The organism is Nonlabens marinus S1-08 (assembly GCF_000831385.1).
Lineage (GTDB): Bacteria > Bacteroidota > Bacteroidia > Flavobacteriales > Flavobacteriaceae > Nonlabens > Nonlabens marinus.
The window spans coordinates 2,745,569-2,766,156 of record NZ_AP014548.1 but is presented as its reverse complement, the minus strand read 5'-3'; the positions used below and the strand labels follow the sequence as shown (position 1 = coordinate 2,766,156).

General features: G+C 39.7%; 21 protein-coding genes and 1 other RNA gene. 14 read left to right on the top strand and 8 right to left on the bottom strand.

Translation table 11 applies throughout. The annotated features are described in order from the left end of the window. The first annotated feature begins 94 nt into the window (after positions 1-94). Positions 95-424: RNase P RNA component class A (gene rnpB / locus NMS_RS13600), an RNA gene on the top strand. A 218-nt stretch (positions 425-642) separates the two neighbouring features. On the opposite strand, the gene rsmD is transcribed toward rnpB, so the two are convergent. Genes rsmD through NMS_RS12640 form a run of 3 tightly spaced genes read right to left on the bottom strand, consistent with a single transcriptional unit; the run spans position 643 to position 2,682 of the window. Next, positions 643-1,200, bottom strand: coding sequence for a 16S rRNA (guanine(966)-N(2))-methyltransferase RsmD (rsmD, locus tag NMS_RS12650; protein ID WP_041497170.1), 558 nt, complete (start codon positions 1,198-1,200; stop codon positions 643-645). Beyond that, positions 1,191-1,955: a DUF3822 family protein gene (locus tag NMS_RS12645; protein ID WP_084217715.1), complete on the bottom strand. Its 765-nt coding sequence runs from the start codon at positions 1,953-1,955 to the stop codon at positions 1,191-1,193. The genes rsmD and NMS_RS12645 overlap by 10 nt, the downstream gene beginning before the upstream one ends. Further along, positions 1,936-2,682 carry a hypothetical protein gene (locus NMS_RS12640; RefSeq protein ID WP_052476976.1) on the bottom strand — a complete coding sequence of 249 codons (747 nt, stop codon included), beginning with the start codon at positions 2,680-2,682 and terminating at the stop codon, positions 1,936-1,938. The genes NMS_RS12645 and NMS_RS12640 overlap by 20 nt, the downstream gene beginning before the upstream one ends. Positions 2,683-2,803: 121 nt before the next feature. Here NMS_RS12640 and NMS_RS12635 point away from each other — a divergent pair, with 121 nt between their 5' ends. From NMS_RS12635 to kdsB, 4 genes are read left to right on the top strand one after another with little or no spacing between them, the layout of a single operon-like run. Then, entirely contained in the window at positions 2,804-4,225 is a 1,422-nt protein-coding gene (locus NMS_RS12635) for an ATP-dependent DNA helicase (RefSeq protein ID WP_041497169.1), read from the top strand. A 4-nt stretch (positions 4,226-4,229) separates the two neighbouring features. Next, complete coding sequence (locus tag NMS_RS12630) at positions 4,230-4,835, top strand: DUF4126 domain-containing protein (protein ID WP_041497167.1); 606 nt, start codon at positions 4,230-4,232, stop codon at positions 4,833-4,835. Beyond that, entirely contained in the window at positions 4,832-5,293 is a 462-nt protein-coding gene (locus tag NMS_RS12625) for a hypothetical protein (RefSeq protein ID WP_041497166.1), read from the top strand. The genes NMS_RS12630 and NMS_RS12625 overlap by 4 nt, the downstream gene beginning before the upstream one ends. 1 nt (position 5,294) lies before the next feature. After that, positions 5,295-6,029: a 3-deoxy-manno-octulosonate cytidylyltransferase gene (gene kdsB, locus NMS_RS12620; protein WP_041497165.1), complete on the top strand. Its 735-nt coding sequence runs from the start codon at positions 5,295-5,297 to the stop codon at positions 6,027-6,029. Positions 6,030-6,041: 12 nt separating this feature from the next. Here kdsB and NMS_RS12615 read toward each other — a convergent pair whose 3' ends face one another. Next, positions 6,042-6,350: a GNAT family N-acetyltransferase gene (locus NMS_RS12615; RefSeq protein WP_173405826.1), complete on the bottom strand. Its 309-nt coding sequence runs from the start codon at positions 6,348-6,350 to the stop codon at positions 6,042-6,044. Between the two features lie 175 nt (positions 6,351-6,525). On the opposite strand from NMS_RS12615, the gene NMS_RS12610 reads away from it, so the two are divergent. The 9 genes from NMS_RS12610 (at position 6,526) to NMS_RS12570 (ending at position 14,354) form a co-directional block, all read left to right on the top strand. Continuing rightward, the gene (locus tag NMS_RS12610) at positions 6,526-7,176 is read left to right on the top strand and encodes an alpha/beta fold hydrolase (protein ID WP_041497163.1); all 651 of its coding nucleotides are present in this window, start codon (positions 6,526-6,528) and stop codon (positions 7,174-7,176) included. Between the two features lie 45 nt (positions 7,177-7,221). Beyond that, on the top strand, positions 7,222-8,148 hold the full coding sequence (locus tag NMS_RS12605) for a lytic transglycosylase domain-containing protein (RefSeq protein ID WP_041497162.1): 927 nt from the start codon (positions 7,222-7,224) through the stop codon (positions 8,146-8,148). Positions 8,149-8,180: 32 nt separating this feature from the next. Next, positions 8,181-9,632 carry a cardiolipin synthase gene (gene cls, locus NMS_RS12600; protein WP_231862398.1) on the top strand — a complete coding sequence of 484 codons (1,452 nt, stop codon included), beginning with the start codon at positions 8,181-8,183 and terminating at the stop codon, positions 9,630-9,632. Between the two features lie 16 nt (positions 9,633-9,648). Then, positions 9,649-10,032 (top strand): sulfite exporter TauE/SafE family protein, encoded by a 384-nt coding sequence (locus NMS_RS12595; RefSeq protein ID WP_041497731.1) that lies wholly within the window; start codon positions 9,649-9,651, stop codon positions 10,030-10,032. Between the two features lie 27 nt (positions 10,033-10,059). Further along, entirely contained in the window at positions 10,060-10,905 is an 846-nt protein-coding gene (locus tag NMS_RS12590; RefSeq protein WP_041497160.1) for a DUF2911 domain-containing protein, read from the top strand. 125 nt (positions 10,906-11,030) lie between these two features. Then, entirely contained in the window at positions 11,031-11,969 is a 939-nt protein-coding gene (locus NMS_RS12585) for a hypothetical protein (protein ID WP_041497159.1), read from the top strand. Beyond that, entirely contained in the window at positions 11,969-12,520 is a 552-nt protein-coding gene (locus NMS_RS12580; RefSeq protein WP_084217714.1) for an RNA polymerase sigma factor, read from the top strand. The genes NMS_RS12585 and NMS_RS12580 overlap by 1 nt, the downstream gene beginning before the upstream one ends. Before the next feature lie 2 nt (positions 12,521-12,522). Next, positions 12,523-13,800, top strand: coding sequence for a porin family protein (locus tag NMS_RS12575; protein WP_041497158.1), 1,278 nt, complete (start codon positions 12,523-12,525; stop codon positions 13,798-13,800). 134 nt (positions 13,801-13,934) lie between these two features. Beyond that, positions 13,935-14,354: an OsmC family protein gene (locus NMS_RS12570; RefSeq protein WP_041497157.1), complete on the top strand. Its 420-nt coding sequence runs from the start codon at positions 13,935-13,937 to the stop codon at positions 14,352-14,354. A 73-nt stretch (positions 14,355-14,427) separates the two neighbouring features. On the opposite strand, the gene NMS_RS12565 is transcribed toward NMS_RS12570, so the two are convergent. From NMS_RS12565 to NMS_RS12550, 4 genes are all read right to left on the bottom strand, one after another. Next, positions 14,428-16,209: a sodium:solute symporter gene (locus NMS_RS12565; protein ID WP_052476974.1), complete on the bottom strand. Its 1,782-nt coding sequence runs from the start codon at positions 16,207-16,209 to the stop codon at positions 14,428-14,430. 80 nt (positions 16,210-16,289) lie between these two features. Then, positions 16,290-18,833, bottom strand: a complete 2,544-nt coding sequence (locus tag NMS_RS12560; protein WP_041497155.1) for a PIG-L family deacetylase — start codon at positions 18,831-18,833, stop codon at positions 16,290-16,292. Between the two features lie 84 nt (positions 18,834-18,917). Beyond that, the gene (locus NMS_RS12555) at positions 18,918-19,691 is read right to left on the bottom strand and encodes a DUF1206 domain-containing protein (RefSeq protein ID WP_041497154.1); all 774 of its coding nucleotides are present in this window, start codon (positions 19,689-19,691) and stop codon (positions 18,918-18,920) included. Positions 19,692-19,797: 106 nt separating this feature from the next. Beyond that, on the bottom strand, positions 19,798-20,586 hold the full coding sequence (locus NMS_RS12550; protein WP_041497153.1) for a DUF1206 domain-containing protein: 789 nt from the start codon (positions 20,584-20,586) through the stop codon (positions 19,798-19,800). Between the last annotated feature and the right edge of the window lie 2 nt (positions 20,587-20,588).

The window sequence follows — 20,588 nt, the reverse complement described above, 5'->3', positions numbered from 1 at the left end:
CAAAGATAAAATCAACCATCGGTAACACATGGTAAGTTGTGTTTCTTTTTCTTAAAATTATCAACAGTTAGCCGATTATTCTTCTAATTTTGCCACAGCAGGCCGCTCTATCGTCGCAACGCAAGTTGGGGAGGAAAGTCCGGACACCATAGGATAACATAGCGGCTAACGGCCGTCGGTTCGCTTTCGCGAAAGCGAGAACGAATTAGGACCAGTGCAACAGAAAGAATGTACAGGTAATGCTGTAGTGAAACCAGGTAAACTCTATGTGGTGAAATGTCGCGTAAATTAGAGTTTGAGCGCGATCCGCGCGATTCTGAAGGGTAGGCAGTTTGAGGTCGTGAGTAATTGCGATCCTAGATAAATGATAGAGAGTCTCGTTTGTGCGAGGCTACAGGATCCGGCTTATAGGCCTGCTTTTTTTAATTATTGATTTTAAGTTCCAAGTTTCAGGTCTAACGTTCCAAATCTCAATTTCCGGTTGTCAATTTTCAATTTGATGCAAACATTGTGATTGCGAATTTTTAATTTTGCCTCATGCCTCATGCCTCATGCCTCATGCCTCATGCCTCATGCCTCATGCCTCATGCCTCATGCCTCATGCCTCATGCCTCATGCCTCACTACCTTCTAATTCGGTCCATTATCCCTCGTTTGGAGAATCAGGAGCTTTGAAAAAACTGAATACAGTTCCGCCATATTTGCGAGCATTATCAAAGGTCGGGTGACTGCTCAGGTCTGTATGCTTAGAATGTTCTATAATTACCAGGCCGTCCTCAGCGACCAGGTTGCCCTCCATGATCGAATCGACTATTTCTAGAAATTGAGATTCTTCTAGCGCATAGGGTGGATCAGCAAATATGATATCGTAGCTGCCTTTATGATTTTTGAGAAAAGTAAAAACATCTGCTTTTACCGTGTCAATAGGCAGATCAAGCAACTCTGCTGTTTTCTTGATAAATGCAATACATGGCATATGCTCGTCTACCGCAAGGATCGACCCTGCGCCGCGACTACCAAATTCATAGGACATGTTACCGCTGCCCGCAAAAAGCTCTAAAACCTTGATGCCACTAATATGTATTTGGTTACGCAGAATATTAAAAAGAGCTTCCTTAGACATGTCTGTGGTAGGTCTAACGGGTAGTTTCTTAGGAGCTTGAATTCTACGGCCCTTATGAATGCCAGAGATTATGCGCATACGAGATGGTTTAGGTAATCTGAGTAGTTGGGTATAAAGGAAACTTCTCTCACATAGGTATAAAGCAAATCAAATAACTCTTGATCTTGTACCTCTTGAATAATAGTCAAACGAAACAGTTCTGGATCCAACTGATTCTGCTCCGCTGCATAGAGTGTATAAAATAATATATCTTCTATTTGCTCATGCTGGAACAAATTATGTGCGATCAGTTTTCCCTCTTTATAAATGGTCAAATAAAAATGAGATGGCATTACTTCTATAAACAAACCATCGCCCAACTTACCGAGTTGTTGTAATACCAAGGCAGAATAGTGGAAGTAAGAATAGCTACCATACTTTTCATAGAAATAGTTGTTGATATTAGAATAGGCCACGTAGACCAAATTTGCTCCAGTATCAGAGAGTTCTTCATCCACACTCAGTGTGTCAGTTTGCAAGAGCCTGGTATTGTATTTCAAATAGTCTGCTGCATGAGATTCTTTAAACAACTCTTTGGGTACCAGCGTGAAAATATCGTGATGGTAAATCAGTTTTACTTGATCAAAATCTTGGTTCAATTCTGACTCTTTTGCAAAACAATCTTCGACGCTTTTCAAGATCTCGATGGGGTTGGAAGAATGCTTGAACTGCTTATTAATGGCAGATAGGATCTGGTCTGTCGTATGTATATAAAAAGAAAGTCCATCTTGATGAATCAAGACGGACAGACTTTTGTGGTTGTGAGATTTAGTACTAGTTGCGATTGATTGCATATTGTCTAGGCCAGTTACCGCTAGTAGAAACTTCTTCTAAGCTCCCCACAGTGATTTCAGGTCCATCGATGGCTTCTACAGCTTTTATCTCTAGTTCTCTTTGTACCAGACGCTCCGGTTGGTCAAATAGAATGTCTTTTTTAGAAGCTTTGGCAGCAAATACACCTATTTGGTTATCCGCATCGGCTACTGTTCCAGTTTCTAGAGAAATTTGCCCAGGAGCTCCCTCAATTTTATATTTCAACAAGTTACGTACATCTACATTGCTGAAAAGAGAATCCTTTACTGATTTGAATCCTAAGGTATCAATAATGGTAATTTCCTTATAATATCCACCAGTTCCAGTCAGACCGTAACGTTTGTTTTTCTCAACATCAACAATACTACTATCACGTTTAGAGATCAACGCAAACTGCGCAGTATCTATAAATCGAGCTAGAGCCTCGATATCGTCTGTGTATTTACCAGTGATTAACTTATGAGCAACTTCTGCATCTCTAAGTTGGATCAATTGCTCCACTACTTGTTTGTAGCGCTCCTCTTTTACCTCTTCAAATTTGACAGGCTCTGCGATGGATTGATAAAGTTTGTAACCGAAAAATCCGATGAGTGCTAACAATACCAATATGATAATGATATGTAGTTTACGAGGGATTTTATTGATGAATATCGCAAGTAGTACCAGCACTATAATACCTAAGACTACCGATAAGATCAAATTGAACATAAGAAGAATTGTTTATTAGCTTAATTTCAAAGGAAACAAATCTACAATTTTTTTTCACTCGTCCTAGTGAGCACCGTTTTTTTTGAACTAAGTTTATCCTCAAGTTTTCCAGAACAAGTTCATGACTCCACAAGATTTCTTTAAGATTCTCAAACTTGACTTTCCATTTGAACCTACTTTCCAGCAAGAACGTGCCCTAGAGGAGCTTGCAGACTTTATTCTCGATCCAGAAAAGGACCGTATTTTTATGTTGCGTGGGTATGCAGGTACGGGAAAGACTACAATAATTAGTAGCCTGGTTAAGAGTATTTGGAAAATAAAAAAAAGTGCAGTGCTTCTAGCACCTACTGGAAGAGCCGCTAAGGTCATTAGTAATTATTCCAATCAACAGGCAGCTACCATTCATCGCGAGATCTATTTTCCTAAAGGTCAGGGATCAGGAAATGTCCAATTCAGCCTCAAGGTAAATAAGCATAGAAACTCTTTGTTCATAGTGGATGAAGCCTCCATGATTCCTGATGTTGCGGCAGATAATAAAATGTTCGGCGGTAATGGATCGCTTCTAGATGATTTGATTGAATACGTTTATAACGGTTATAAGTGTAAACTTATCATTATAGGGGATACGGCACAGTTACCTCCAGTCAAACTGGATATCTCTCCAGCGCTGGATGCTGGTTTAATAGGCCAACGGTATTTGAAAGAAGTTACAGATATTGAGCTTGACGAGGTTAAAAGGCAAAGTGTAGAATCTGGTATTCTGTACAACGCGACTCAAATAAGAGAGCATATTGAGCAAGATGACCCCAGTTTTAAATTTAATGTGATGCCTTTTCCTGACATTCATCGGTTGATTGATGGTCACGAGATCATGGAAACGGTCATGAGTGCGTATGACAATCAGGGCCATGAGGAAACAGCGATTATTGTACGTTCTAACAAACGCGCAAATCTTTATAACCAACAAATACGGTCGCGTATTCTCTTTCGCGAAAGCGAACTGGCCACAGGCGATTATCTGATGGTAGTGAAGAATAATTACCACTGGTTGGAATCTAGCAGTGACGCTGGTTTTATAGCAAACGGTGATATCATTGAGGTACTAGAAATATTTGATTTTAAAGAGATCTATGATTTTAAGTTTGCTAACGTTAAGGTGCGCATGGTAGATTATCCAAATGCGAGACCTTTTGAAACCACTCTTTTATTAGACACCTTGACTTCAGAATCCCCATCGCTGACTTATGAGCAAAGCAATAAACTGTATCAAGAGGTACGGATGGATTACTTGAAGTTACCTAAATGGAAGCAATACAAAGAAATCAAGGCAAACCAATATTTTAATGCGCTTCAAGTCAAGTTTTCTTATGCGATCACTTGTCATAAATCGCAGGGAGGTCAGTGGGAAAATGTCATTATAGAACAACCCTATTTGCCAGAAGGGCCTAGTAAAGAGTATTTGAGGTGGTTGTATACAGCAGTAACAAGAGCCAAAACAAATTTGTACCTTATAGGCTTCAAAAATGAAAATTTTATAGAGTAGAACAATGTTAGAGTTAGTTATAAGCATATGTCTAGGCGTGGGACTTGCCGCCAGCGCAGGTTTCAGGGTATTTATACCCTTGTTACTTCTTAGTTTTGCGGGATACATGGATTGGATTCCGCTGAGTGAGAATTGGCAGTGGGCGGGAAGCTTAACCGCAATTTTAGTGTTGACTGCAGCTTCAATTTTTGAGTTAATCGCCTATTTTATCCCTTACGTGGACAATGCTTTAGATACGATTTCTATCCCATTAGCAACAGTTGCGGGAACTTTAGCAATGGTCACCGTTGTAGGTGATTTAGATCCTTTGTATAGCTGGACGCTAGCGATTATTGCTGGTGGTGGCACTGCGGCAGCTATCGCGACAACCACAAGTGCAGCACGAGCTGCGAGTACCACTATGACTGCTGGAGTTGGAAATCCAGTAATTAGCGCACTAGAAGGCTTGTTTTCAACCGTTTTAAGCATTGTATCTCTTTTAGCCCCTTTTGTTGCAGTTATTCTGGTAATTCTTACGTTTTTTGGCATCCGTAAACTGTATCGCAAGATGTTTAAGAGAAGTTCGCTTTCGCGAAAGCGAAATAACCCAGCAGTAGAAGAACAATCATGAGTTTTCTAGAACGCAAAGCAACGCAATGGAGCTGGACTGAAGAAGATCAGCAGTTGGAACTGAATGATAATGCAAAGTCTATTGCGTTTATTCAACTGATAATATTTGTACCTGGAATATTTCTTTTGCCTCAATACTTTACACCATTAGATGGTTGGTTAAAGTTGACATTGATAGCTTTTTATAGTATGAAGTCAATTTCCGTTTTGTCGTTGACTGCATTAGGTATTTTCACCATTTCATTTCGTTCGAACATCTGCTTTTCGGATATTAAAAATGCAGTGGCCAAAGGAAAAGAATCGCATCAAACCATAAGTCTCAAGCTTTCTAACGGCCGTTACCGCCAGCTGTATTTTAAAACGGAATCTCAGTATCAGGAGTTCCTAAATTTCTTGAATAGCCATAACATTATTAAAGAGGAAAGATCACTCTATTGGGCGCTGCCTGTAAATTATTAATATGCTTAAAAAAATAGCTGTAATACCCGCTAGGTTAGAGGCTCAACGCTTCCCTAAAAAATTGTTACAAGATCTGGGTGGTGCGCCAGTGATTGTGCGAACCTATGAGGCGGTTTTAAGAACTGGTTTATTTGATGAAGTTATCGTAGTGACAGATAGTAAGGATATTTATCAAACGGTAAGGCAATACGATGGTAGAGCTGTCATGAGCATTAAAGATCACGATTGCGGCAGCAATAGAATTGCAGAAGCAGTGGAGGATATGGAGGTAGATATCGTGATTAACGTTCAAGGTGATGAGCCGTTCACCAATCGTGGTGATCTTGAGCGTTTGCTTGAGATTTTTGAAAATGATCCTGATGCTGAAATTGACCTAGCATCTTTAATGCATACCATAAAGGATGAGGAGGACATTCAAAATCCTAACAATGTAAAAGTGATTGTAGACAATAAGAGCAATGCCCTGTATTTTTCAAGATCGCCTTTGCCTTTCCATCGTGATAAGAATATTGAGGTGAAAACCTATAAGCATGTAGGGATTTATGCGTTCCGTAAAAAAGCCTTGATGGAGTTTTATAAAGCAGACCCTACACCGCTTGAATTGGCAGAAAAGATCGAATGCATTCGTTACTTAGAGTACGGCAAAAAAATAAGAATGGTCGAGACTTCAAATCACACGATAGGCATTGATACGCCTACTGATCTTGAGGAGGCGCGACTGCTATGGAAATCTTAGAAGAGTTACTTTTTAAATGCTGATTCCTACAGGTAACATTTCCTTATACTCATTGCGGTGCTTGCGCACAAATCCTGCTATGGTAGGGTGTGTAGGAACTACTTTGAGCTTCTTGTTATCTCTAATGTCCGCAAATACCGCTTTCAAAAAATCTTCCTTAAAAGTAGGATTATCGTCTAGAGGTTCTGGAATTATCAATTTAGTCAGGAATATTTTGCGTTCCTGCTGCGCGTATTCGATTTTAGCTAGGGTGCCATCAAATTTACACTGATATTGTCTTAAAAATTCATTATCAGTAATTTCAATCATAGTCGTATCCATATCATTCTTTTTGACTCATTCTACTTTTTTGAGAATTATTATACCATTCAAGCAAAGATGTAGCTGGTTAGCAGAAGAGTAAAAATTGCTTGTTTAACTTTGTAAAGATACCTCAATACGCTTAGAAATGCTCGTATCTTAAAGTTAAAACCTTGATTGACAAAATCTCAAACCCATGACGCACGTGTATTTTATGCCAGGAATGGCTGCTTCACCGCTTATTTATGAAAATATTGCGTTGCCCGTGGGTCAGTTTGAGGTACATCATTTAGACTGGCTTCTACCAGAATCTAAAGAGCCACTTGATCATTATTGCCGCAGGTTGATGAAGGGAATTCATCATGAGCGACCGGTCTTGGTAGGTGTTTCTTTTGGTGGTGTGATCGTGCAAGAATTGGCTAAGCTGATAGAGGTGGAAAAATTGATTATCATTTCTAGTGTGAAATCTACCCAAGAATTTCCCAGGCGTATGAGAGTGTCAAAAAAAACGGGATTACATAAACTATTACCTACAAGTTTGATCGCAAATTTTGATTGGTGGAGCAAGTTTGGCCGCGGCATAGCCCCTAAAAAAATGGAGCTGTACAAAAGGTACTTGAACATGAATAATCAGCGCTACCTGGACTGGGCACTAGATACAATGATCAAATGGGATCAAACAACACCATTAAAAGGCATTGTGCATATTCATGGAGATCAAGATCACATTTTCCCTATTAAGTACATTAAAGACTGCATTACAGTTAAGGGAGGAACCCACGTTATGATTATAAATCGATACCGCTGGTTCAATGAAAATTTGCCTGAAATCATTGCAGGTAAATAGACTTCTTGTGCTGGGATTCTTCATATATTTAAAAAAAAATTCCTGATGAAAAAGATTGTCTTAGGCTTTTCTATAGCCGTTGTTTCTCTCATCGCCCTAGGTGCGGTGAAATTGTCAGAAAAAAATGCTGGTAGTTCTACTGGAGGTCAGTTAGACTCGCTGGTAAATGATTACAAGGTATACTCCTTACCCATGCCTGAAGGTCTCTCCTTTGCAGGGGAAGACGTCCCGTTGACAGATCCTGATATTGAAGAGCGCTTTGATAACGAATTGCTTTCTAATGTATATTTTCAATCCAACGCAATCAAGTTGATCAAAAAGGCAAATAAATATTTTCCAATCATTGAACCTATCCTCAAGGAAGAAGGTATTCCAGATGACTTTAAATATTTAGCAGTTGCAGAAAGTGCTTTGTCAAACGCCGTATCTCCTGCGGGAGCAAAGGGGTTTTGGCAATTGATGCCTGCCACAGCAAGGGAGTTGGGAATGGAAGTAAACGATAATGTTGACGAGCGTTATGATATGGAAATGTCCACTCGTGCCGCTTGCAAATATTTAAAAGAGAGCAAGAAAAACTTCGGTTCATGGACGCTTGCTGCTGCTGCATATAATGCTGGTAATGCAGGTGTGAACCGTCAGCAAGACCGTCAAGAGGAGGACGAATACTATGATTTATTGTTGAACAGTGAGACGGCGCGATATGTCTTCCGTATTTTGGCATTGAAAGAAATTCTTGAGAAGCCAGAATCCTATGGATTTCACGTGGCACCAGAGCATTTATATCAAAATGTACCTGTGACTAAAATTAAAGTGGACTATGAGGTGGATGATTTAGTCGCTTTCGCGAAAGCGAACAAAATCACCTACAAAGTGCTCAAGCTTCACAATCCATGGTTGAGAGAGGCAAAACTCAACAATAAATCTAGAAAAACATACTACCTTTCTATTCCTGAAGCTGGATATTACAAATAAGCATGATTAATTGGGTTCAAGAAAATTGGTTTTTGGCATCATTGATCGGCAATTATCTGGTAGCCACTGGTGCTGCATTTTTCTTAATACGCAATAATCAGAACCCTCACAAAACCTTATCCTCCTTACTTTTTCTCGTCGCTTTGCCATTTGTAGGCCTAGCGATCTATTACTTTTTTGGGCTGGAGTACCGCAAACAAAAGATATTTAAACGTAAAGATCTCAATTCACATGAGCATGTAACAAAGTGGAACAAGCGCCTGATGAACGATGAAGAAGAACTGGGAAAATACGAGACCACATTTCTAGAAGATCGTCTTAAAATGGTGAAACTTTTAAGGCATAATGAGCGAGCACCATTGACCCTGCGTAACGACCTCAAGCTTCTTTACAACGGAGAAAATGCGTTTGAAGCCATTTTTGAAGCGCTGGATCAAGCTAAGGATCATATTCATCTAGAATACTTCATTTTCAATGATGACAACATCGGCAATAAATTTATTGACCATTTGATAGCAGCAAGGAAACGCGATGTGAACGTGAAATTGATCTATGATTCCGTTGGGAGCGACCTGTCCAACGCTGCAAAGCGGAGAATGACAGATGCTGGTATCCTGCATTATCCATTCATGCCAGTGCTCTTTTCAAGGTTTACTAGAAAAGCCAATTATCGAGATCATAGAAAGATTGTTATTGTAGATGGTCACATAGGTTTTCTAGGAGGAATAAACGTGAGTGATGATTATGTGAACACGCCAGACCGTGACCCTAAAGATTATTGGAGAGATACCCACCTGCGAATTGAAGGTCATGCAGTAAAAAGTCTTCAAGCCCAATGGCTCCTCAATTGGTTTTTTGTTTGTGACGATCAGTATTCTAAAGACGCTGATGAAGAAATAGAAGGAAGTTTTTTCCCTGAAATTGACGAGAAAAAAAACAAGCCTGTACAAATTGCAGCTAGTGGTCCTGATACCGATTGGTCCAATATCATGGAAGCTATTTTTACAGGAATCAATAGTGCTGATACCCGTATACGCATCACTACACCTTATTTTATTCCTAACGAGGCTATTCTGACAGCTATCAAAAGTGCCGCAAGATCAGGTGTAGAGGTAGAGCTTATGGTGCCTAGAATAGGGGATAGCTGGGCGGCTCGATACGCTTCCAGGTCGTATTTTGAGGAAATTATGGAATGTGGGATCAAGATATTCTGGTATTGCAAGGGAATGCTGCATTCCAAAACAATGGTAGTCGATGGCATGTTTGCGACTATAGGGACTTGTAATATTGATTATCGCAGTTTTGATATTAACTTTGAGATCAATGCCCTCGTTTTTGACAAAGAATTTGCTCAGGAGCTCAACGATAAGTTTGATGAGGATAAAAAAGAGTGCGAACAAATAGATCTTGAAGAATGGAAAGAACGATCCTTAACCTACAAATTTAAAGAGTCTTTTTGTAAGTTGTGGGCACCATTATTATAATATGAAAAAAGGAGCTATGACTGTAGAAATTGTATTGCTGCTCTTGCTTTTAGGCCTGATTGCAGGCTTTTTAAGTGGGAGTGTAGGAGTAGGTGGTGGAGTAGTCATGGTGCCGCTGGCTATCTGGTTTCTAGGTTATACCCAGCATCAAGCTCAAGGGTTAAGCCTTGCCGTGCTAGCTGTGCCAGTTACATTTATTGCTGCTTATACATATCACACCAGTGGCCATCAACTAGACTGGCGTTATGCGCTAGTCATTGCCGTAGCATTTGTGGTAGGAGGTTATTTAGGATCTAAAATAGCCGTAGATTTAAATCAACAGATGCTTAAAAAGATTTTCGGTGCTATATTGCTTATCGTCGCTATAAAGATGATATTCTTTTCAGGCGCTAAAGCATAAGATATTTTATTCACTTAAATAATACCTATGAAAAACAGAATTTTACTAGCTGCCCTTTGCCTTATTAGCTTAGGAGCATACGCTCAAATTACTCCAGTACAGCCTAGTCCTAGTGCAAAACTGATGCAAACGGTTGGACTGACTGATGTTAGTGTCGCCTATTCAAGACCAGCGATGCGCGGTCGTGAAATTTTTGGAGAATTAGTTCCTTTTAATCAAGTATGGAGAACAGGTGCTAATGCTAATACCATAGTCACATTTACAGACAGCATAACGCTAGGAGGTCAGAAACTAAAAGCTGGTGATTACGCGCTATATACAAAGCCAGGTAAAGATCAGTGGGAAGTTATCTTTTACAGCAATACAGACAACTGGGGTACACCAGCAGATTGGGACGATAGTCTAGTAGCAGCCCGAGTAATGGCAACGCCAGTAAAAATGGCGAATGCTTCAGAAAACTTTACCATTGCCATCAACAATTTGAAAACGGATGGTGCAAGTCTAGACATGATGTGGGATAAGACCATGGTTTCAGTTCCATTCAATGTACCTACTGATGAGAAGATGCTGGCAAGCATCAACCGCATCATTTCTGGTCCTACTGCTGCAGACTATTTCAGTGCCGCAAGTTTTTATCTGGAAACTGGAAAAGACATCAAGCAAGCAAAAGAATGGATAGATATGGCTGCAGCTAAAAGCCCTAATGCCTACTGGATGTGGAGAACTAAATCTTTGATCGAGGCTAAAATGGGAGACAAAAATGCTGCTATCGAGAGTGCAAAGAAATCTATGGCACTTGCTGCCGCGGCACCTAACCCTGATTATGTGAGATTGAATAAAATTTCATTAGAAGAGTGGGGCGTTAAAATGTAATGCAACCTTGTTTATTTCGCTTTCGCGAAAGCGAGCTTATCTCAAAACCGTTCTACACCAGAGCGGTTTTTTGACTTTTAGACGCAACCTTTTGGAGTTTGATATACTATTAATAAAAGGCATCCATGAAACATCATTCATTTTCCCTGTTATTTTTACTGACTCTTAACAGTTGTAGTGTTGAACCCATTTTAAACGAAGAAAACGAAGAGCCAAGTATTGCTAGTTTTAAAACCATCATCTACAACACGACCCAGACCCCACCACTTCCCAACTCCATTCAAGAGTACGTATTTGACGCAGGTAAACTCTCACAGATCAATTATTACGATCGTGATGACTTACTTCAGGGAACTAAGGGATATGCCTATGAAGATGATCGTATTTCAAAAATCACCTACTCTTTGGGATCAGCTATTCAATATACTCAAGAATTCATTTACGAAAACGACAATCTTGTCAATACAAATTTTAAAGATGGCTCTGGGACTGAATACTTGAACTATACTTACTCTCATCAAAATAATACCGTGACCTTTGACGAGTTCAGACTTGACGGCAACGCCCAACTAGCGCGGCTAGCGACGGGAACTATGCGTTTTGACGATGACGAAAACAGGTTATCCCTAAATCGATCGCTGGTAGATAACTCAGGCATGGATTCTCAGGAGGTTGATATACAGTTTGATAGTCTAGGAAATGTTATACAACATACAGATAGGTCAAGCGATGCAAACACTGCCAGTGGCAATCTTTACCGTGAAGTAATGACCTATACTTCTCAGCGTAATATCTTTTATGAAATCTATGAAAAGGTGTATGGACGCAAGGTTATGTTCCTATTACGCCAGGATCAAATCTCAACAGCTGTCAATACCTTTAGACCTAAAGCTGTTTCTCCTTATATCATGGAAACATTTGCCCCTTCTGCGTTCGAAAATTTTATTTATGAGATAGATATTGAAGAAGGAAGTGACAATAGATCTGTGGAGATTTCTTATTCAACTTCCACAAATGATGGCAATCTATTTACCTTGTTCAAGCACATAGCGCAATACAACTAGTGAATCAAAATAACTCTTCATTATCTCAAATCATAATAGGTTGCCGTAAGCAAAAGCTGGGTGATCAGGAGAAGCTATATCATACATATAAGAAAGACCTCTACAACCTTGCCCTAAAATACAGCCGAAATACGGAAGACGCTGAGGATATTCTCCACGATGCATTCATCGTGATATTTAAAACTATACGTAAATACAAAGAAACTGGCTCCTTTGAAGGTTGGATGAAAAGGATCGTCATTTTTAAAGCGATAGATAGATACAAACTTGGAAAATCTAAACATCAGATCACAGATCAGCAGGCTCAAGTGGATGAGGAAGAATTTGATACAGGTAACCTTTTTACAATTGATGAGATACTACAGGTAGTTCAAGAATTACCAGACCAGTACCGTCTGGTTTTTAACCTCTACCAGATGGATGGTTTTTCACATAAAGAGATAGCGGACTCTCTTGGTATTACGGTAGGCACATCCAAGAGCAATTTATCACGGTCAAAGAAAATATTAAGTCAAAAATTGACTGATTTACGAAATAATAAACAGTATTAATCATGGAGAATCGCAAGAACATAGTAGAGGTTACCTCGCAGCGATTGGGACAATTGGATAAGACTCCGCATGATAGGGTTTGGGAAAGGATAAGATCAGACTTAGAGAAAAAACGTAGACGTAGATTTCTATTTTGGATACTTTTTGCTCTCGGGCTTTTTCTCTTGTTGGCTCTATTATTCGCCTCATTTACTAATAATTTAGCAGCGGTAGAATGGATGCCAGAATCTACTATCATAGACTCTAAAGGTAGCGATCAAAAGACTCCAGCATCATCTGTTAACACAGATAGTATAGATAAAATCAACCAGAATAACACGATACAGGAAGCATCAAAGCCCATTAATAAAAGTGTTGTGTCATTCTCAAAATCATTAACCAATGCAAACAACAAGCAATCATCTGCTCATAGGGAAATGTTATTAACTATTGCAGACACCACTTATGCACGCTACGGCGCTATTACAAATTACGAATATGCAAATCCGTCAGCTGAAGAGAAATTAAAGGATTTAAACAGCATGACAATGGATATAATTTCTGAACCATCAACAGCTGATTCGCTCTCATTTGAAAACGCAAAGTCATCCAAATTGCCTAAGGAAACTAAACCAGTCAGCATAGAGCAGAATAAATTTAAGGCAGATTGGGGAGTTGCATTATATGGATCTGTAAACAGCTATATGGGCGGCTTTAAAAAATCACAATTGGATAACCGATTGGACGGTGTAAAGGGTACCAATACTATAAAATTCGATCCGGTGGCTTACCTGGTTTATGGTGGTGATAACACGGCGTTTATCCGTCTGGGAGCAGGACGCGTCACCTTGAATCGCGAGATTCCTTTACCTCAAAATATAGATGCGGCAAATCTTCAATACGTAAAATACCGCAACAACCTGGATGTTTCCAGTCTAACTGGCACACAACTGGTTGAGGTAGAGGCGCGATATTTCAATATTCCTTTAGATCTTGGGTATAGATTAATTCGAGGTAAGGTAGATCTAGCTATTATGGGGAATGTGAGCTATATGGTACTTTTAGAGGACAGGGTAAGTGCCATCTCAAATACAGATCGCACTGACCTGGGTAGATCAAGTATCTATTATGATAATATTTTTGCCATAGGCGCTGGAGTACAGTTTAGATATCACCTTGCTCGCAGGATAAACGTCAATCTTGAGCCCATGATCAAGAAACAATTGCGTGTTTATCGCATTTCGGCAATCGACTCACCCTTTACGTTCAATGCACAATTGGGATTGGAATATAGTTTTTGAGGTTTATTTCGCTTTCGCGAAAGCGAACTTATCATAAGAGCCATCCTTAAACAGGGTGGTTTTTTGATTTAAACCTTAGTTAAAAGCCATGGTCAAGCCGTGCACGATTATTATTTTTAATAAAAACAAAAACTATGAAATTTACGAGAAAAGCAGCCGCACAGTGGAAAGGAACTGGAAAAGAAGGAAAAGGTCATATAAGTACTGATAGCAAAGTGATGGTCGATGTACCTTATTCCTTTGGAACCAGATTTGAGGGTGAAGAAAAAGGGACTAATCCTGAAGAATTGTTAGGAGCAGCACACGCAGGTTGCTATACCATGCAATTGAGCTTCTTATTGAACGAGGATGGCTTTACTGCGACACACTTACATACGGATGCTAAAGTTCTTTTTGAAGACGGAGAGATCACTACAATCAATTTAACTTTAACTGGTGAAGTGCCAGAAATAAGTGCTGATAAGTTCAAAGAGATCGCTAACAAGGCTAAAGAGGTTTGTCCAGTTTCTAAACTGTTCAAAGCAAAAGTCAATCTAGATGCCACTTTGAAATAGGCTAGTATTCAAATAACATTAAGAACCCGCCACAAGTAATTGTAGCGGGCTTTTTGATAAATAGAGCGATTCTCTAGGTGAGTGAATCATTTAATATAGGCTGAGTTTCTACTGTGTTTGATCCTTTTCCCGACTGTATTAACAAGGCGAGGCCAATGGTCAACAAAGCCCCCAGCGGATTCAACCAAAGGAACGGTAATATATCAATGCCATTATCTGCGAGATCGATAAGATAGCAGGCGACCACAACAGCTTCAGAGATTAATGCAGCGATGAAAATAGCATGACCCTTGATTTTTTTGAAGTAAAAAGCCACTAAGAAAATTCCCAGTATAGTTCCATAAAACAGAGATCCAATAATATTCACGAGCTGAATCAAATTATCAAATAGAGAAACGATACTTGCGAATGTGATAGCAATAATTCCCCACAACAGCGTGAACCATTTACTAGCCACTACAAAATGATCATCGTCTTTTCCTGCACCACGAAATCGTTTATAGATATCAATGGTAGTAGTGGAAGACAGTGCATTTAATTCTGATGCCGTAGAAGACATGGCAGCGCTTATGATCACGGCAAGCAATAATCCGATCAATCCTTTAGGCAAGTGATTCAAAATAAAGTTGATGAATACAAAATCTTTATCGTTGGTCTCGGCGCTTGGATCTGCTTTCGTAATGAGTTCACGGGCTTTTTCGCGATTGAGTTCTTCTGTATTTCTTAGTGATTTGAGCTCGTTACTCAGTAGGTTGGATTCGGTTGAAGTGCCTTTTTCCAATAGCTTGCCGTAGGCAATTTGCTTCTCCTGCTTTTCTTCGAGAATAGCGGCGTGTGCTTGTTGTAAGTCCTGGTAATCGCCGGCGTACTCACTATCCAGTACCGCTTTCTCTGCTGCTGGATTAAAATTCAATGGGGTAGAGTTGAACTGGTAAAAAACAAAAACCATCACACCTACCATCAGGATAAAGAACTGCATGGGCACTTTTAGCAATCCATTAAAAAGAAGACCAATACGCATTTGCTTTACAGATTTACCAGATAAGTAACGCTGTACCTGAGATTGATCAGTTCCAAAATAACTTAACATCAAAAAACTTGCACCAAATAAAGCAGTCCAGACATTATAACGATCATCAAGTGAGAAATTAAAATCCAAGATTTTCATCTTATCTGCGTTTCCTGCCATAGTTAGCGCATTGTCAAATGAAACGCTATCTGGTAGTTGGGTAACAATTAATACAAATGCGGTAACCATTCCAGCCATGATCACGATCATTTGCTGCTTTTGGGTAACATTTACAGCTTTGGTACCACCAGAAACGGTGTAGATAATTACCAAAATTCCTATAACTATGTTGAGGTATTTCAGTTCCCAATTTAATACGGCACTCAAAATAATGGCCGGCGCATAAATGGTAATTCCGGCTGCCAGACCTCGCTGTATTAAAAACAAAATCGAAGCAAGCGACCTGGTTTTTACATCAAATCGCTTTTCTAAAAACTCATAAGCTGTATATACCTTGAGTTTATGATAGATAGGAATGAACGTAACACAGATAATGATGACTGCAATAGGCAACCCAAAGTAAAATTGAACAAACTCCATCCCATCGGTATACGCCTGGCCAGGAGTGCTCAAAAATGTAATCGCGCTCGCCTGCGTTGCCATCACAGATAAGCCAACCGTCCACCACCTCGCATCTCCACCTTTAATATATTCCTCGCTGGTTTGTTTACCTCGCGTTTTATACACGCCGTAGAGTACTATAAATGCTAATGTGGAAGCCAGAATGAACCAATCTATGATAGATAATTCTCCTAAACTGCCCGTGATCCAATTAACTATTCCCATAAACCGAGCTTAGAACGTAGAATGCCACAGCAAACAACAGGTTAGCAACAATCACGATGGCATAAATGTAGTTCCACTTTCTAGAACTTTTGATCTTCTTCTGTTTCAAGATTTGGTTTGTTTTTACTCAAGCTTATCATATTAGCTAGAAGTTTATAAGCTCCAGAAACTCCAGCAGGTAATTCTCTAAATAGACTCAATCCTGTATAAACGATATGTCCTTTACCGTATTCTGCGACGAGCAAACTGCCACTGGTTTGGGCTTCTCCTTTATCGTTCATTCCTAAAATAGGTTGGAATGCGAGATCCCATTTTTCAGGGAAGTACAATCCACGTTCCTGAACCCAACCTTCAAAATCCTTTTGTGTAATTTTATTGGGAATATTGAGAACTTTATTTTCTGGATTAAGGAAAGTTACTGCTGCATGTTCATCAGTTACTCGCTTTCGCGAAAGCGAAATAGGTAAAGGTCCCAGTGCATCATTTGGAATCCCGCGGTCCGTATTGTACTGCATTACCAAGGTACCTCCATTATTTACAAATTGGTCCAGTCTGGTTTGCAGATTAGCCATGGCTTCTGGAGCCACATTAAAAGCTCTGATTCCTACAACCACAGCATCATATTTAGTTAAATCAGCAGGAACTTCGTTAGGCTCAAATTTGAATACTTTGCTGCCTAATGCCTCAATGGCTTGGGCAACATCGTCACCAGCACCGTTGATGTAAGCAACGCTTTGGGCTAGGTTCTGTAAACCTGGATTCACAAGTTTTGCTGTCGCGCTGCGCACTAACTGCTGGTCTGGAATGTGGTTGTATTCAATATTGATGACTTCTCGGTCAAATTTCCGCTCATTAGTAAGGGCATAAATTTCCATGGCCCCTTCGGAAAAACCTTCAGGTGCTGAGATCATAAATGTGTAAACTTTTGATTCGCCTTTGGATAAGGAAAAAGGTTTTTGTTTCACCTTAGGTTGAATCCAGTCTTTAGGAATATCAGAAAAAACCTCAACTCCTGACACATCTTTGTAAGCCTTTATATTGACTGAAACATTTTTCATCTCATTATTTCCAAAAACATAAACAGGATTCTCTACTGATATCGAGACATCTGGAACCACAAAAAACGGCTCATAGATCTCCCCTCGCACGCGGTCTGTAGTTTTAAAGATCACCGGCAACGACATTTCAATCTTTTGATCGCCAAAATTTAGAATCAAAGGAACTTGGAAAGCAGCCGCTGCCTCTGGCATTCCAATCATGTTGGGATTATCCACGACGTACATACCTAAACTTCCTTCTTTTTCTAAATAATAGGGGTTCGATGGTTGCGCGTCATTTAGAACCTTAAGTGTTCCTGCCAGGGTAACCGACGTATTTCGTGATAAGGATCCAACTGATTTGTCAAATGAAATCGTTTGTTTTTCATTGACCTGATAATTTAATTGATCCAGCGCACGGTTGGCGATTTCTAGATTGAGTTTTATAGACTCCCCAGCGGTAGCGTAGGGTTGATTTACATAGGCTTTAGCATACAGTCCTATAACATCTGCTATGATTCCATCAACTTCATCTAGCTTAATATTTTTCCAATAACCTTCTGGCAAGGCATTGATTTCTTTGCGTAGATCGAGCAGCCCATCAAGACTTGCTGCTGGATTTTTAAAGTCATAATTGGATGTAACCTGTTCCAGTTTTGACATGACTTTTTTGCCTCCTTCAACTCTGGTCCATGTAGTGTTGATGCCTGAAAATGGATCTGACTTATCGGTTGGAAAAGTACCCTTGAGAAATTCTAAGTACTCAATAGAGGATCCGCGAGATCCTGATGACCCAAAACCTTGGGACTGATGTCTGCTTCGGCTCAACGCTGCAATTTCGCCTATGGAATAGCCGCTGTTGTCTAGGAAATCTCCATCTTCTATTTCCAGAAGATTTGTTTTGTCCGCTTTCGCGAAAGCGTCCTCACTACCATAAAACCACCAGCTGGTATTGAAGAACTGTCGTTCTGGTTTCCAAACATCTCCATATTTCAATTGCGCTGGAAAAGCGGTAGGGTCATTTACCAAATCAAATGCTTCAACTGCCAGAATCGCACTGCTAGTATGGTGACCATGTGTAGTCCCAGCCGTCCTGTGATCAAAACGGTTAATGATAATGTCTGGCTGAAATTTACGGATGACTTGAACAACATCAGATAACACCTCATTTCTATTCCAAATCTCTAAAGTTTCTTCTGGATCTTTAGAGTATCCAAAATCATTTGCCCTCGTGAAAAATTGCTCGCCGCCATCAATATTTCTAGCCTCTAAAAGCTCTTGAGTACGTATCATTCCCAGTTGTTCACGCAATTCAGGCCCTATTAAATTTTGTCCGCCATCGCCGCGAGTTAAAGAAAGATAGGCCGTTCGAGCCATTTTTTTATTGTCTAACCATGCTATCAAACGGGTATTTTCATCATCTGGGTGTGCGGCAATGAATAGAGCAGACCCTAGGAAACCTAATTTTTCAATCTTATGGAAGATTTCTGAACTGCTGGTAGGTGTGTCACCTAATCTGTTCTCTTGTCCATAGATCGAGGAGATGAGTAGCCCACAAAGACATGTTAGTAAGATTTTATTTTTCATACCGCGTGAAGATAGAAAATAGAGAGGATAATTAATCTACAGGCACACCTTGAATATCAGACAGATATTGAAGAGTCGGAGTCATTATTCTATTGGGATATTCCTATGTCTTGCGCTCAACAATAGAAAAAGTCCATAGCATATGACGCCAAAAGCGATGAACCCCATCACATACGCGCCAGAGGCGGCATTTATAAATGCGAATGCTTCAAACGCTCCTTTTGGAAAACTATCTAGATTATAGTAAGCAGACCGGGCCAAGATATATGCAAAAACGGCAAATACGATTCCACGATTGAACCTACCGAACTTCCCTAAAAGTAAGAGGTATTTATATTGTTTAGGGTCTAAAACGCTGTCTACAACCATTTTATCCATCATACTAGAAAATGTAATCCACCATTCATTGATAGCGCTTATGGCAAGTCCAACAGCCACTCCATAAATGACTACAGTTCCAAATGTGGATCCGGTAAGAAATGCGTTCACGGCAGAATTATCATTATCTATATACCCAATAAAAATAGTCCAACAGGTGTACCATAATAGGATATAACCTACAGCATTGACAATATAACCCAAACGTCTTACATAAGGTTTATGGTCAGACCCATCATAATCGTTTTTATTAAACGTTAAGTAAATGCGAGAAAATATGTAACCAGTAAGGCCAGCAATTATTACTAGTAAAGCAATGGACCCAAAATCTTGATCATAAATCCATTGTAATATGTCTTTTTCACTTTTAACGGACTCAGTTAGATTGCACGCAGTGATGAATGCCATAAACCCGATTAGAAAGTAAACCAATCCTTTAGTAGCAATACCAAATCTGGCAAAACGTCTGTAATTCTTCAATGAGTGGCATTCAATTAATTTCAGTCAAAAGTAGAGGTTTCAACTTTGCTATCTAGCTATAATACGGTCGTGAATGCTTAGTTCTGGTTACAAAAAATTAATCAGTTTATCGAATAGGTATATTACGATAACGGGAGCTGGCAAGAAGATACACACCGTATAAGGCTAACCCAAAAGCAATTACTGCGAGTAATATTTGGCCACCTTGCTCCTGTAAAAATGCGAAAGCCATTTTAGTACCTCCAGCCATTTGCGCGTTTGTGGCTGATGCTGCTCTGAAAAAGGTATAGGCAATTATTGCAAATACAATAGAGCGTGCTGTAAACCCTACTTTACCGGCTTTAATAAGAAATGACTGTGCCTTTCTGTCCAGTTCTGCGTTTTGAATTTTGCTTTTGAATTTTCCTGAATAAGCACGGTATAATTCATATAAAGCTTTACCTAATAGTACTAAAGCAATAAAATAAATAAGGTAAACCCCCCATGATTGGTCTAGAATGGTAGAAATCCAACTCTGCTTGCCAGAACCGCCTGTAGAATTATTCAATAAAATTTCTATGGCAGTGTACGCTAGAAGCGCGTATGAGATTGCACTGAAGAAATAACCCAGGCGCTTCACGGCTGATTTTGTGTCAGAATCAGATCTGTTCTCTGGATTTTGGAAGGCTAAATACAACCTCCACATAACATAAGCGATGATACCAATAGTAGTAATAATAAGAAGAATTTGTCCAAAACTTTGCCCAGCAATGTACTTTAATGCACCGTTACTTGCCGTGATGCTTTCTTGTGAACTGAAAGCGGCAAACGCCGTTAGTCCACCTAGGATCACATATATTAAACCTTTAGTGGCGATACCCACTCTTGCAAACTTTTCCTTCTTACTAGAACTCATGT